We start from the raw sequence: 13398 nt of genomic DNA on the forward strand, positions 1-13398 counted from the left end.
ACGCCGCTGGTTAATCCTGACCAGCGGTATTTTCACTGTTATTTTTTACACTGTCTAATACGGCGTTAAATGTATCCCTGGCGATATTCCCACCTGTTTTTAAACAAAGTGTTAACAGCGAGTTTCCGTTCTTATCTGTGGCGGCAATAAATCCTTCCTCTTCTAACAGTAATAAATAGTCTAACAATCCAAAAAATGCGATTGCCGCCTCCTTATCGCCCCTCTTTATGGCCTGAAAAAAAATGTGATCCTCCGTTGGGTTTTTTATATCCAATAACTCAGCACGTTGGTTCTCTGGTATCAACTCGAGTAACTTGCCATATGCTTTTATGCTGCTAACATGCCCTCCCAGCATTGCCATATGCAGACCTGGAATGCCACGGTCATCTTTGGCGTCCAGCACTTCCTTACGCCGTTCCTCAGGTATACATTCAATTAACCGTCCTAAAGCAAGCACTATTAAATATTCTCCCTGTTGTAAGGCGTAGTAAAGTATAGGCATGTCATCTGATTTGTTGACATTAAAAATGTCATAAATTTCATTTGGAGATAACAGAGATTCTTCTATTATCTTATTAACTAATTTAATCACCTCCAACGGGAAATTATTTATTACCAACAACATGAGTAAGCGACCAGAGGGAACCAATGGTAATTGGTTGTTAATTAGGGTCAATTCTCTATCACTGTTTCGCTGCCGAACGGAAAGGATATTAGGATCTTCACAGATGGATGCTGTTGTTATATTGACACAATCATTCTGATAATACTCAAAGTAATCTTTTTCCTCTAAGTAATTTTTTAATGTGTGAGTTTCAAGCAATGATAAATCATAGATTTTACAACGTACTGTATGGTTTGTGACATTAGGATCATAAAAATTTATAACATAATACAATCTATTATCACGTTTAATACTCAGACGCACTGCCATAGCATGATAATAATTCGCTAAAAATAATGCCAAGTGAGTTTCACCATGGCTTTCCATAGTTTTAAAAATATCGGCCAACATACGGCCAAAATCATTATTATCTATCAGATATACTGTCTGTGATTTTTCAATAATTTCCTTGTAATATAATTCAACCTCACTAGTGACATGGTTCTGTATGCTCTTAGGGGTAGCGAAATCACTCATTTTCACTTTACCACGAACCATATTATTAAGTACATCAAGAGCATATTGTGCAGCCAAGTGACGGCAAACTATTTGGTTTCCATCATCTTCACGGAAATTAAATTTGCAGTTATCATTTCTAATACTCCCGCCATGCTTTATCGAAAGATAAGGTATACGTTTAAATATCTCCTTTTCTTTCTGAGATTTGTTTTTAATTTTATTATTATAAACAGGAAACCCTAGACCGCCGATTTTCACCCCTCCCCCTTAACATAGCATTGATTAAAACCGCAGCATTAGATTCCCCTTAATGCCAGCATCAATAAATAGGGTGAAACAATGAACTTCAAATAAATAAAATGTCATAAATATAAAAACAGCCAGAAGGAAATGATCTGCTGACAGATTTTATATCAGCCAGATAGCAACCCAACATCTCCCTCGGCATAAAATCAGAAGGTCACCGGCGTATTCACCCACAGCACTTTCGCGATTGACTGACCAATATTGCGATAGCCGTGGGGCACATTGCTGGGGAAATAAAAAGAATCGCCCACACTGAGGGTATAAGTCTCTTCGCCTAAATACAGCGCGACCTCTCCTTCCAGCACATAGCCCATCTCTTCGCCATGGTGTTCTATCTGCCCGTCACTGGCGATACCTGGCTCAATAATATGAATATTTCCCTGTAACAACCCGCCTTTGTGATGATGAGTCAGGTTTTCCAGCGCGATACCGCCTTTCTTGTTGCGGTGAACAAAGCGTTTACGGATGCGCTGTTCTGGCTTTAATACCGGTGAGTCAGCCACCCAACTCTCTGCCATCAAATCAGAAATATTGGTTTCCAAAGCACTGGCCAGCCGGTGCAACATGGCCAGAGAGGGAGAGGCCACCTCATTTTCCAATTTGGATAATAGACTCTCTGAGCACCCCACCTTGAGTGCCAACTGTTTTAGCGTAATGTCCTGCGCTAAACGGGCATGACGCAAACGCATCCCTAAATCAGATAAAACAAAACCGCTGTTATCGCCGTTTTTTTTCATAAGTTGATATCTGCTGCTCATAGAAAGTCAAACGCCCGGCCTATCCGTGCCGGGCAACGTTATCACTACAGAACACTATGGCCCATTACCCGGCAACACTAAAATGCACATCCTGCGGGTTACAGCCATTGATTGGAACAATATCTTGCGGGCAAGCAGACATCACAACAATGCAATCCAGCTCGGCGCGGATCTCGACATAATCCCCCGCTTGGCTCACCGTCGGTAACCAGGAAATGGTGTAATCCGGATTCACCGGGATGTTCATCCACAGGTTCAAAGGTTGTGGCACTTCACGCGCACGTAGCCCAATAGCATTCAGCGCCAGACGCATATTATCAGCACAACTGTCGTGGTATTCAGTGATCCCCATATTGCTATACCGATAAAGGTCACAGGCGGCGATCAGGGTGTCATGCACCCCCGGCGAAGTATCCGTCAACAATGTGCCGATGATGCGGCGCTGGTTGGTGACTAATGCATCCCCCGGCTGAGGAATGATTTTATCAATAAATGCGCGAGTATGTTCCATGGATGAAAACTCACTCAAATCAGCACTATTGAATAACCAGGTATCACACACCTGACTGCCGGGGGTGTTGATGATGCGGATAACCTGCCCTTGACTCAAACGCACCGCCCGGCCACAACGGGCAGGCACAGTATAGACTTCGCCAAGGACGGGTGTCCCGTCGGCAGAAATGGGCGAGGATAAAGTAGTATTGGTGCCCAGCGCGCTACCGTTGTCTTTTTCACAGCAAGTCGGATAAGTGTGGGTGCTCATGAGTAACTCCTATGGGTTGATTGGCCAGTTCTGTCAGGCAACAGGCTAATGCCTGCGCGCCGAGGTACAGATACTGAGGGTCTGTATATTCAGCCGGGTTATGGCTGATGCCGTTATGGCTGGGAACGAAAAACATACTGGTCGGGCAATGGCTGGCAAGATGCATGGCATCGTGAAAGGCACCTGAAGTCAGCGTCGTGGTATCTATCTGTAATGCCTGGGTGCAAGCATATTGTTGTGCCAATAACTGGGTATTGAATGCTACCGGTGGGTGGTTGAACACACATTCGACCTGCACGTTTTCAGCCGCGATTTGCTGCATCCAATCATCAAACTGCGCTAATACCGCCGGGCTGGCATGACGAAAATCGAGGGTAAAGCTAGCGCGACCGGCAATAGTATTAATGGCGTTGGGTTCTACCTCCCAGCGGCCAAAAGTCAGGCGCAACTCATCGGCTGGCAGCGTGGCGGCCCATTGCTCTAGTTGTTGTGCTGTTTGGCGCGCCAGTGACATTGCATCTTTGCGCACCGCCATCGGGGTGGTGCCAGCATGAGCCGATTGCCCCAAACAGGTCACCTGATACCAGCGCACTCCCTGAATTCCTTGCACCAATGCTAGCGGCAGATTGGCCTGCTCCAGCACCGGCCCCTGTTCAATATGCAGTTCGACAAAAGCGGCCATCGGCAGCGGCGCACGGCGCGGTAAATGAGCAAAACGCTGGTGGCAACTTTCCAGCGCCTGCGCCAAAGTCACGCCCTGTGCATCCTGATGATTCCGGTAACGCATTAAGCGCTGTGGTTGGACAAATGCACTCGACCCCATCGCGCCGGGAGAAAAACGGCTGCCCTCTTCATTCATCCACACCGCCACTTCAATTGGGCGTAAGGTGGTGATGCCCGTCTGAGCCAAAGCGCTCAAACATTCCATTCCGGCAATCACGCCGTAACAGCCATCAAGATTGCCGCCACCGGGCTGAGTATCAATATGGCTGCCCGTCACCACGGGCGGTAAATCCTCACGACCAGCGCGGCGGATAAACAAGTTTGCGCAATCGTCAGTAATCACTTCGCAGCCTAATGTATAGGCCCAATCAATTAGCCAAGCGCGAGCATCTAACTCTTCTGCGGATAAAGCCTGCCGATTAACCCCACCATTCTCCAGTGCGCCAAAGCGGGCTAATTGTGCCAATTTCTCCAGCAACCGCTGTTGACTAATATGACCAGCGACCTGAACACCTGCACCATTAAGCATTCCCGGCCTCCAGTTCATCTAATTGCAATGGGCGTTTAAACCATGGCGCAAGAAATGATTTCAACCGGTCAGTCTGCGGCTGGCGGAATAAGCTCGCGGGCGCGCCACTTTCAATAATTGAACCATCGGCCATAAACACCACACGGGATGAAATTTTGGCGGCGAATGACATTTCGTGTGTCACCATCACCATGGTCATCCCGTTATTTGCCAGCGTTTTAATCACATCCAGCACCTCCTCCACCCGCTCAGGATCAAGAGCAGATGTTGGCTCATCAAGCAGCAATAGCTCTGGCTCCAAGGCCAATGATCTGGCAATGCCAACCCGCTGCTGCTGCCCACCGGATAACCGTGCCGGGCGAGCTTGCGCCTTATCCGACATGCCAACCTGCGCCAGTGCCGCCACCGCTTTCTTGCGCGCTTCATCGCGGGAGTGTTTTTTACCAAGAATCAACGGCGCACTGACATTTTCCAGCACCGTCATATGTGGCCACAGGTTGAACTGCTGGAATACCATCGCCAGTGGGCGGCGCACCTCAGCAATTAACGCCGCACTATCACGGTGTTTTAGCTCGCGCCCAGTGCTGCTATAGCCCAGCAACTGCCCTTTAATCAGAACCTCCCCCTCGTCATAGGCTTCGAGGAAGTTCATGCAGCGCAAGGCGGTGGTTTTCCCTGACCCCGACGGGCCAATTAAGGTGACAATTTCACCGGTATTCACCGTTAAATTAATCCCTGTCAACACCCGGTTGGCGGCAAAGGATTTGCCCAGATTGCGTAATTCAATAATGGGTTGGAGACTCATGATGTTATCCCTCTATGGCCTGACGGCTAAGTAAGCGCACACCAACACTGACGCCTTGCGCCAGTAGCCAATAACTGAGAATCAACAAGGTATAAGGCACAATGTAGGTATAGGTGTTCGCGACTATCTGCCCGGTGGTCATGGTCAGCTCAGGCACGGTGATAATTGAAGCCACGGCACTCTCTTTAATGGTCAAAATGAACTGGTTCCCTAGCAGCGGTAGACTAAAGCGCAATGCTTGTGGTGTTTGGATGTACCAAAAGCTTTTCCAGGCTGAAATATCATGTACTTGGGCCGCTTCCAGTTGCCCGTGCCCAATACTTTTCCAGGCGGTGCGAAAGATTTCGCCAAAATAGGCTGAGCTGTAAATGGCCAGCGATATCACTGTGGCCTCGACGGCACTTAGCGTCACACCAATGGCGGGCAAACCGAAATAGAACACCGCCAGTTGCGCCAGATAAGGTGTGCCACGGATCAACCACACATAAGTGCGCCACGGCCAGAACAACCAGCGGCTATTACGGCACACCGCCTGCAAGATAAATCCCGCGCAAGCCCCGATGACCGCCGCACTCAGGCTGATGCCCAATGTGACGCCCAATGCACGAGCAAAGTCCGGCAAATACAGGAAGAAATCGTTCATCGGCTCTCCTTATGCCAGCGCCGTTCAACATAACTGCCTAACAGGGCCAGCAAGCTGGTCAGTACCAGATAAGACAAAGCAATCGCGATATACACCTCAAGCGGGCGGTAGGTCGCCGAAGCCAGTTGCTGCCCGACCCGCATCAAATCGGTGATAGCAATAACCGACACCACCGCTGAGGCCTTAATCACATCAATTAATTCTGAAATCAGTGACGGCATAGTCAGACGCAACACTTGCGGAATTTGGATATACCACAGCGTCTGACGTGAGCTTAATCCGCACATCGCCGCCGCTTCTAATTGCCCCGGCGGGATAGCCGCGAAACCACTGCGCAAAATTTGTGATTGATAGGCCGCCGTATTGAGTGTCAGGGCCATCACCGCCGCCAGATACCCCGGCAGTGACAACCCCAACTCCCCCGGCAGGTAAAAACACAATAAAACCTGAGCTAAAACCGGGGTACCACGGAATAAACTGATATAGACGCGGGCAAATCCTCTGCCAAATCGTGAGTGGCCGCTTTCCATCAGGTAAATCACCACACCGATAAAAAAACCGGCAACAATGGCTACGACACACAGCGAGGCGGTAGTCACCGCGCCATCTATCAGCATCGGCAGCCAAGATTTCAGCAACTGGAAAAATTCCCCCATCATCAGTCCTCTTACAAACTTGGTACGGGCATTTGGTCGGCCGGAACATCCATCACGAAGCCGAACCATTTCTGTTGCAATGCTTTCATGGTGCCGTCGTGGTTAGCTTCACTGATGCCATCACTGAACAGCTTGACCAAGGTGGCACTGTCGTCACCTTTACGCCCGACCCAACCAAAATAGGTGGTTGGCCCTAACATCGGCTTCAGCGTGGTAAAGATTCCCGGACGGGCTTTTATCAATGGGCCAAGGTTGGCCAGCGATTGGGCGACACCATCCAGACGCTGGTTTGCCAGGTCAGCATAGGCTTCGTCGAAAGAGACATACTGTTTGATTTCTTTGATGCCCGGCTTGCCGCTGGCTTTCAGTTTTTCATTAAATTCTTGCAGCACCTGAAGCTGACCAGAACCGGCTTGGGAGCCGACTACCTTGCCACTCAGGTCATCTAATGTATTGATAGAACTGTCGTTGTTACGTTTGAGTAGCGCCACGGTAGATTCAGCAATCGGCACAGTAAACGCGAAGTGATCCATACGCTGCTTATTTACCGTCACGGCGGTGACGACGAAATCGAACTTCTTAGCATCAAGACCGGGCAAGATGCCCTGGAAAGGCAGATCAAGTTGCTTGACCTCAACACCGGGCAGATTTTTCTGCAAAATATGATTCATTAAATCAACGTCATATCCCACAATCTTGCCATTCTCTACCGACTCAAACGGGGCATAACGCGCTTCGGTTGCAATGGTTATCGTCTTATCGGCTTTAATTTTATCCAGCAAGTCTGCACTGTGAGCAGTAGCAGAGAAAGCGCTGGCCGCACACAGCATTGCCCAGCACAAAGGTATCGCCTGTTTACGTCGTGTCATGATTGCCGCCCATTTAAAGTAGTGTGAAGTGTATTCAAGTGACTTGAATGTAATGACATAAGCATGAACTGTGCCAGCCAGCGTAAAGTGACAGGGGAATTAAAGAAATTAAATATAACTCATTGTAATTAATGCTTTTATTTTAGATTAATTGATCAATGGCAGAAACTGATGGAGAGATAAGAGAGATAGGAAAGTGGCGTCACAATGCCCCTGACACGCACAAAATAAGTGCAAATTTGCGTTTTTCCTGTGCAAAGAGAGAAAGCTAACACCCGCTGATATTAAAGTGCGTTTGTTCCGCTGCTAATTAACACATAAAAACGGGGTCAGCTTCGGCCCCGTTTTTATGCTGTTATGATCAAATCACATCAAATTTTCGCGGTCGCGAGATACTTTGCCATCTCCTCCACCGGTACCATTCCCCCACCTGTCGCCCAGACCAGATGAGTCGCATTGCGCATTTTCTCTGCGCTAAAATGATGATCTTTTAAATAATCCGCGCTGATACTAACCCGCGCCGGGCCAGGCATACCGGCTAATGCCGACGGTTCTAGTCGGATACCTTCATGGCGATTGAGCAATCCGAGCAAGTCATACATTTCTGCATCACTTAAGGTATAAAAACCGTCCAGTAAATGCTCCATGGCACGGCCGACAAAACCAGAGGCCCGGCCGACCGCCAAACCATCTGCGGCAGTAATGTTATCGATACCAATATCTTGCACAGAAATATCATCATGCAGCCCGGTATACACACCCAATAACATGCACGGTGAATGCGTCGGCTCGGCAAAAATACAATGAACATGGTCACCAAATGCCAGCTTCAAGCCAAAAGCCACCCCACCGGGGCCGCCACCGACACCACAGGGGAGATAAACGAATAACGGGTGGTTTTCATCAACCACAATCTGTTGTTCGGCAAACTGCTTTTTCAATCGGCCGCCCGCCACCGAATATCCCAAGAATAAAGTGGGTGAATTCTCATCGTCGATAAAGAAGCAATTTGGATCTGATTCCGCCTGCTTACGTCCTTGAGCCACCGCCACGCCATAGTCTTGGGCATACTCCACCACATTGACACCATGTTCGCGCAGTTTGCGTTTTTTCCATTCACGCGCATCCGCCGACATATGTACACTGACACTGAACCCCAGTTTGGCACTCATGATACCAATCGACATTCCCAGATTGCCGGTCGACCCCACAGCAATACGGTATTGGCTGAAGAACCGGCGGAAATCATCGGAAAATAGCTGACTGTAATCATCAGATTCCCGTAATAAACCGGCCTCTAGCGCCAGCTTTTCCGCATGAGTTAAGACTTCATAAATACCGCCACGGGCTTTAATTGAACCGGAAATCGGCAAGTGGCTATCTTTCTTTAACAATAATCGGCCGGTTATCTCCACCCCATAGCGCTGTTGCAGTGCATTTTGCATGGCGGGGATAGCCACAACGTCCGACTCGATAATGCCCTTAGTGGGCTGTGTTTCAGGGAATGCCAGGCATAAGTAAGGCGCAAAACGCTGCAATCGCGCCTCAGCATCAGCCACATCCTGTGCAGTTAGCCCCACATATGGCAACCCCTTTTCAACTGTGGTCGCCTGCGGGTTAAACCAAGTTACCTCCTCTAAATTGATAAGCTTTTTAACCAAAGGGTTGTCGGTAATTAATTTATCAATTTCGGTGCTTTTCATAAAATGTCTCTTTGCGATCATATGATGTAAGAAAGTAGGAAAGTGGTGCCTAATGCAATCACCGACGCGATAAAGGTTGCGGTGGTGTAATATTTAAATGTCTCACTCAACGTAGCGCCGCAATATTGTTTTACTAACCAGAATAGCGAGTCAGTGACAATAGTGAAACCAATTGCGCCTGAGCCAATAGCCAGAGTGATAATTTCCGGGCTGACATGGGGATACATCGGTAATATCGGGGATACAATGGCGGTTGCCCCCATCATAGCGACCGTTGCAGAACCCACTGCGGCGTGTAGGATTAACGCCACTAACCATGCCAGAAGAATCGGGTGCATATCCAGATTAGATAAAATCACCGCCAGCGAATCTGCCAACCCACTGGCTTTTAATATTCCGTTAAATGCGCCACCGGCACCGATAATTAATAGAATATTGGCGATAGAAGAAAAGCTCTCCTCCGTTTTCGCCAACAGAGTGCTCATGCCCATATTTTGGCGGATACCTAAAGTGTAATAGGCAACAAACGCCGCAATAAACATGGCAGTAATCGGATTACCGATAAACTCTAATATTAAATAAGCCGTAGTGCCCTTTTCCATATTCAACTCTGCGGCTGTTTTCGCCAGCATCAGAATAATGGGCAGTAATACGGTAAATAAAGTCGCGCCTAATGACGGTAATTCATCCTCATTACGCACTTTCACTTCGGAGAAGGCTTGCGGTACTGTTTTAAACGGCAGTCGATTACCGACAATGCGCAAGAACAGTGGCCCACCAATTAATGACGCAGCTAACCCAACCACCAGCCCGTAAACAATAACAGTACCAATGTCAGCCCCTAAAGCATTGGTGACATACATGGCTGCCGGATGCGGCGGCACCACGCAATGCACCGCCATCAATGCCGTACACAGAGGGATCGCTAACTTCAATAGTGAGGTATTGGTTTTTTTAGCGATGGAAAATGCCAATGGAATCAATAATACAACCCCAACTTCAACAAACAGGGTAATACCACAAATTACCCCCACCAGCACCATGGTGACATCGGGAGATAACCAACGACAGCGCTGTAAGGTGATTCCGATGCGTTCTGCAGCACCGGATATTTCCATCATCTTCCCTAAAATCGTCCCCAGCCCAATCACGGCGGCCAGAAAACCGAGAGTACCGCCAATTCCCCCTTCAATCGAATTCACCATCTCCAGCGGATTCATCCCCATTAATAGCCCGACATAAAAACTGGCTAATAATAGTGCAAGAAAAGGATGTATTTTCAGTTTTACAATGGTGAAAATAATAATAATGATACTCGACAATAACGTCCCCACTACCCATATTTGTGAGTCCATAGCTAACCTCTTCTAATAATAAGTTCTGTCTCCATTGAATAAGAATTAGCCGGTACTGACAAATGATAAAAAACGCCCTTCAGATGATCCAGATTGAACCAAACATGTCATATGGGTCAAAGTTTTATCATTAATTCGGATTTGCATCACATTAGATAATCCTAAGAACGTAGTTTTCGGGGTGATGAGATATGCTATTGAGACGAATAGATTGTCTGAGAGGCCGCTATGTACCCGGAAAAAAGCTATATCACTCGCAATAAACTCTTGAATGGTTATCAGCTATCTAAACTTTATACCTTTGAAATTGCCGCGCGGCATAGCTCATTTGCTCTGGCCGCCGATGAGTTATCAATCAGCCCCAGTGCCGTCAGTCATCGGATTAATAGTCTTGAAGAAGAATTAGGTTTTAAATTATTCCAGCGTTTTCACCGCAAGGTAGAACTTACTAGCGAGGGGGAGCGTGTATTTTGGGTCCTGAAGTCTTCACTCGAATACCTTAATCAGGAAATCCTGGAAATAAAGAATCAAGAGCTGTCCGGCACCCTCACCGTCTATTCTCGCCCCTCCATTGCCCAATGTTGGCTGGTGCCCAAACTGGCTGATTTCGCCTATCACTATCCTGCTATTAGTTTGAATATTCTGACCGGCAATGAGAATGTCAATTTCCAAGGCGGCGGTATTGATTTGGCTATTTACTTTGACGATAAAACGCCGGAGAAATTGTCTTATCAACACTTGATGGATGAATCTATGGTGCCCGTGTGTAGCCCAGAATATGCAGAAAAACATCAACTTTATGGCAATCTGAACAATCTGCGACAATGTACTTTACTGCATGACCGGCAAGCTTGGAGTTATGATTCCGATAACAGCGAGTGGAATACCTGGAGCCAGCAAGCGGGTGTTGATCTCGCGCCCCTACAGCGCAGTATGGGCTTTGACCGCTCAGACCTGGCCGTTATTGCTGCGATTAATCATGTCGGTGTCGCCATGGGGCGCAAGAAACTGGTGACCAAACGGCTGGAAAATAGGGAACTGATCATGCCATTTCCTGGAATGGAAGTGAGGTGTGAACAGCGCTATTACATCTCGACACTATCTGAGCGGCAATGGCCGAAAATTAATGCTTTTATTCGCTGGCTCAAGAAGATGGCAGAAGAGTCTTAAACAGTAGCGCTTTATGCCAGTAGCGCCCAAACTTCCCCCTGTTCGAAGAGGCGAAAGAAGCCCCACGAATCAATAGACCAAAGCTATCTCAACGATAGGCAAAACTGCCCTTCTAGCTTGATAAAAGTCAACCCTCCCTCAGCACAACCCAGAGATAATCCCATTTAATAAATAGGGTTATTAGCAGGGTAAAAACATAAATGCGAAAGCGGCTACCGCTTTCCACACAACAAAGGAGTGCTGCTGTGATAAGAAAATGGCTAATTGGCGGAGGTATATTAGTAATTGCAGGTTATCTGGGTGTAGCCGGTTATATCTACATGACGGATAATACGCGCAGTAACACATTAATCAGCGAGGAAAAACAATTATCCCAGGAAACATCCCCCACGGTAAGCAATACAAAAATAACCAACCAACAGATCAGTAACCTGTTTTATCAAAAAGGCTGCGATTATTGCCACACCAGCAGTGCATCTCTGCCGTTTTATGCAGCGATCCCGGGTATAAAACAATTAATGGATTACGATATTCAACAAGGCAGCCAATATTTCTCACTGGAACCGACCTTATTAGCGATTAAAGAAAATCGCGCCATACCGGAGGCTGATTTAGCCAAAATAGAGTCGGCCATTGCTCGCGAACAAATGCCACCACAGCGTTTTGCCGTTTTACACTGGGCTTCAGGTATCAATGCTGAAGAAAGAAACCACATCCTTGATTGGGTTAAAGCACAGCGGGCGGAACATTTCCCTTCCACCAGCAGCAGTGACATGCAACATTTGGCGTTACAACCGCTGCCAGATGCATTGCCGGTCGACAGTCAAAAAGTGGCCTTGGGTTCTCGTTTATTCCACGACCCGCGGTTGTCCAGCGATAACACTGTCTCCTGCGCCAGCTGCCATCTGCTCTCTAAAGGAGGAGTCGATAATTTGGCGACTTCAACCGGTGTTGATGGTCAGAAAGGCGGAATAAATGCGCCGACGGTCTTCAATGCCGTATTCAATGTGAATCAATTCTGGGATGGCCGTGCCGTTGATTTACAGCAACAAGCCGGTGGGCCACCACTCAATCCGGTGGAAATGGCATCAGCCTCGTGGGATGACATTATTAATAAGCTGCAACAGGATGCACAGTTAACACAGGAGTTTGTTCAAGTTTATCCGCAAGGTTATTCCGAACACACCATTACTGATGCCATTGCTGAATTTGAGAAAACGTTGACCACGCCAAATAGTCCTTTTGACCGCTATTTGAAAGGTGACGCCAATGCCCTCACCGCCAGTCAGAAAAATGGCCTGGCATTATTCCAGCCAAATAAGTGTGATACCTGCCATGTGGGTAAGAATATTGGCGGGCAGTCCTATGACCTGATGGGATTAAAAGCTAATTACTTTGCCGACCGACCCAAAGAGCTAACGGCTGATGATTATGGGCGTTTTAATGTCACTAAAGATCCCCGTGATATGCACCGTTTTAAAACACCGGGTTTGCGGAACATTGCTCTGACGGCACCTTATTTCCACGACGCACAGGCCGAAGATTTGAATCAGGCCGTTGAGATGATGTTGAAATATCAAGTGGGGACTAACCTACCGCAGCAAGACGTCAAAGATATCGTCGCATTCCTTGAAAGCCTGACCGGAGAATATATTCCACATCAGTAACAAGAATTAATATCATCAATATCCGCAGCCTTGATAATCTGCGGATATTCCTCACTCATGATGAGTCAAATATAACCGCACCTAACGAATATTCAGTCAATTATCTTAATATTGATCTGGATCATTTTCATGCGCAGCTAAGATTTTTCCTACAAAGATACTCGTGAGTTCCCATACTCTACCAAAGATTAGTTTGTTACCCTCCATTCACTGATTTAAAACACTGACATTCATTAATTTGAATTTATAAATCATTTAAAATAATCATCATTATACTTGTTAAAAATACCACGCATCAAATCAATAAACACCTCTAAATAATAACGTA

The 13398-nt window shown here is 47.2% G+C and carries 12 protein-coding genes; 2 read left to right on the top strand and 10 right to left on the bottom strand.

The genetic code is table 11. From position 1 onward, the window contains the following. Nucleotides 1–10: 10 nt before the first annotated feature. From DX162_RS01830 to dsdX, 10 genes are all read right to left on the bottom strand, one after another. Nucleotides 11–1381: a ShET2/EspL2 family type III secretion system effector toxin gene (locus tag DX162_RS01830; RefSeq protein ID WP_004389152.1), complete on the bottom strand. Its 1371-nt coding sequence runs from the start codon at nt 1379–1381 to the stop codon at nt 11–13. A 194-nt stretch (nt 1382–1575) separates the two neighbouring features. Next, nucleotides 1576–2166 carry a cupin domain-containing protein gene (locus DX162_RS01835; protein WP_004389150.1) on the bottom strand — a complete coding sequence of 197 codons (591 nt, stop codon included), beginning with the start codon at nt 2164–2166 and terminating at the stop codon, nt 1576–1578. A gap of 85 nt (nt 2167–2251) precedes the next feature. Continuing rightward, a complete protein-coding gene (locus tag DX162_RS01840; protein ID WP_032819210.1) occupies nt 2252–2950 on the bottom strand; it encodes a DUF1989 domain-containing protein in 699 nt (232 codons plus the stop codon). Further along, on the bottom strand, nt 2919–4202 hold the full coding sequence (locus tag DX162_RS01845) for a M20 family metallo-hydrolase (RefSeq protein ID WP_032819209.1): 1284 nt from the start codon (nt 4200–4202) through the stop codon (nt 2919–2921). The genes DX162_RS01840 and DX162_RS01845 overlap by 32 nt, the downstream gene beginning before the upstream one ends. Next, the gene (locus DX162_RS01850) at nt 4195–5010 is read right to left on the bottom strand and encodes an amino acid ABC transporter ATP-binding protein (RefSeq protein ID WP_080548226.1); all 816 of its coding nucleotides are present in this window, start codon (nt 5008–5010) and stop codon (nt 4195–4197) included. Before DX162_RS01850 ends, DX162_RS01845 begins: the two co-directional genes overlap by 8 nt. A 1-nt stretch (nt 5011) precedes the next feature. Further along, a complete protein-coding gene (locus DX162_RS01855; RefSeq protein WP_032819207.1) occupies nt 5012–5650 on the bottom strand; it encodes an amino acid ABC transporter permease in 639 nt (212 codons plus the stop codon). Next, a complete protein-coding gene (locus DX162_RS01860) occupies nt 5647–6309 on the bottom strand; it encodes an amino acid ABC transporter permease (protein WP_004389145.1) in 663 nt (220 codons plus the stop codon). The genes DX162_RS01855 and DX162_RS01860 overlap by 4 nt, the downstream gene beginning before the upstream one ends. An 8-nt stretch (nt 6310–6317) precedes the next feature. Continuing rightward, a complete protein-coding gene (locus DX162_RS01865) occupies nt 6318–7175 on the bottom strand; it encodes a transporter substrate-binding domain-containing protein (RefSeq protein WP_032819206.1) in 858 nt (285 codons plus the stop codon). 371 nt (nt 7176–7546) lie between these two features. Continuing rightward, nucleotides 7547–8878: a D-serine ammonia-lyase gene (locus DX162_RS01870; protein ID WP_004389142.1), complete on the bottom strand. Its 1332-nt coding sequence runs from the start codon at nt 8876–8878 to the stop codon at nt 7547–7549. Nucleotides 8879–8895: 17 nt separating this feature from the next. Next, nucleotides 8896–10233 (bottom strand): D-serine transporter DsdX, encoded by a 1338-nt coding sequence (gene dsdX / locus DX162_RS01875; protein ID WP_004389141.1) that lies wholly within the window; start codon nt 10231–10233, stop codon nt 8896–8898. Nucleotides 10234–10461: 228 nt separating this feature from the next. Between dsdX and dsdC the strand changes: the two genes are divergently transcribed. Both dsdC and DX162_RS01885 read left to right on the top strand, forming a co-directional pair. Further along, the gene (dsdC, locus tag DX162_RS01880; protein ID WP_004389140.1) at nt 10462–11403 is read left to right on the top strand and encodes a DNA-binding transcriptional regulator DsdC; all 942 of its coding nucleotides are present in this window, start codon (nt 10462–10464) and stop codon (nt 11401–11403) included. 245 nt (nt 11404–11648) lie between these two features. Beyond that, nucleotides 11649–13070, top strand: a complete 1422-nt coding sequence (locus tag DX162_RS01885) for a cytochrome c peroxidase (RefSeq protein WP_004389139.1) — start codon at nt 11649–11651, stop codon at nt 13068–13070. Nucleotides 13071–13398 lie beyond the last annotated feature (328 nt).

The organism is Yersinia kristensenii (genome assembly GCF_900460525.1).
Classification (GTDB): Bacteria; Pseudomonadota; Gammaproteobacteria; order Enterobacterales; family Enterobacteriaceae; genus Yersinia; species Yersinia kristensenii.

What these genes read in the sequence shown, in the direction of transcription:
- DX162_RS01835 (WP_004389150.1), bottom strand. Translation starts at nt 2,166, where the DNA reads ATGAAAAAAAACGGCGATAACAGCGGTTTTGTTTTATCTGATTTAGGG.
- DX162_RS01840 (WP_032819210.1), bottom strand. Translation starts at nt 2,950, where the DNA reads ATGAGCACCCACACTTATCCGACTTGCTGTGAAAAAGACAACGGTAGC.
- DX162_RS01845 (WP_032819209.1), bottom strand. Translation starts at nt 4,202, where the DNA reads ATGCTTAATGGTGCAGGTGTTCAGGTCGCTGGTCATATTAGTCAACAG.
- DX162_RS01855 (WP_032819207.1), bottom strand. Translation starts at nt 5,650, where the DNA reads ATGAACGATTTCTTCCTGTATTTGCCGGACTTTGCTCGTGCATTGGGC.
- DX162_RS01860 (WP_004389145.1), bottom strand. Translation starts at nt 6,309, where the DNA reads ATGATGGGGGAATTTTTCCAGTTGCTGAAATCTTGGCTGCCGATGCTG.
- DX162_RS01865 (WP_032819206.1), bottom strand. Translation starts at nt 7,175, where the DNA reads ATGACACGACGTAAACAGGCGATACCTTTGTGCTGGGCAATGCTGTGT.
- DX162_RS01870 (WP_004389142.1), bottom strand. Translation starts at nt 8,878, where the DNA reads ATGAAAAGCACCGAAATTGATAAATTAATTACCGACAACCCTTTGGTT.
- dsdX (WP_004389141.1), bottom strand. Translation starts at nt 10,233, where the DNA reads ATGGACTCACAAATATGGGTAGTGGGGACGTTATTGTCGAGTATCATT.
- dsdC (WP_004389140.1), top strand. Translation starts at nt 10,462, where the DNA reads ATGTACCCGGAAAAAAGCTATATCACTCGCAATAAACTCTTGAATGGT.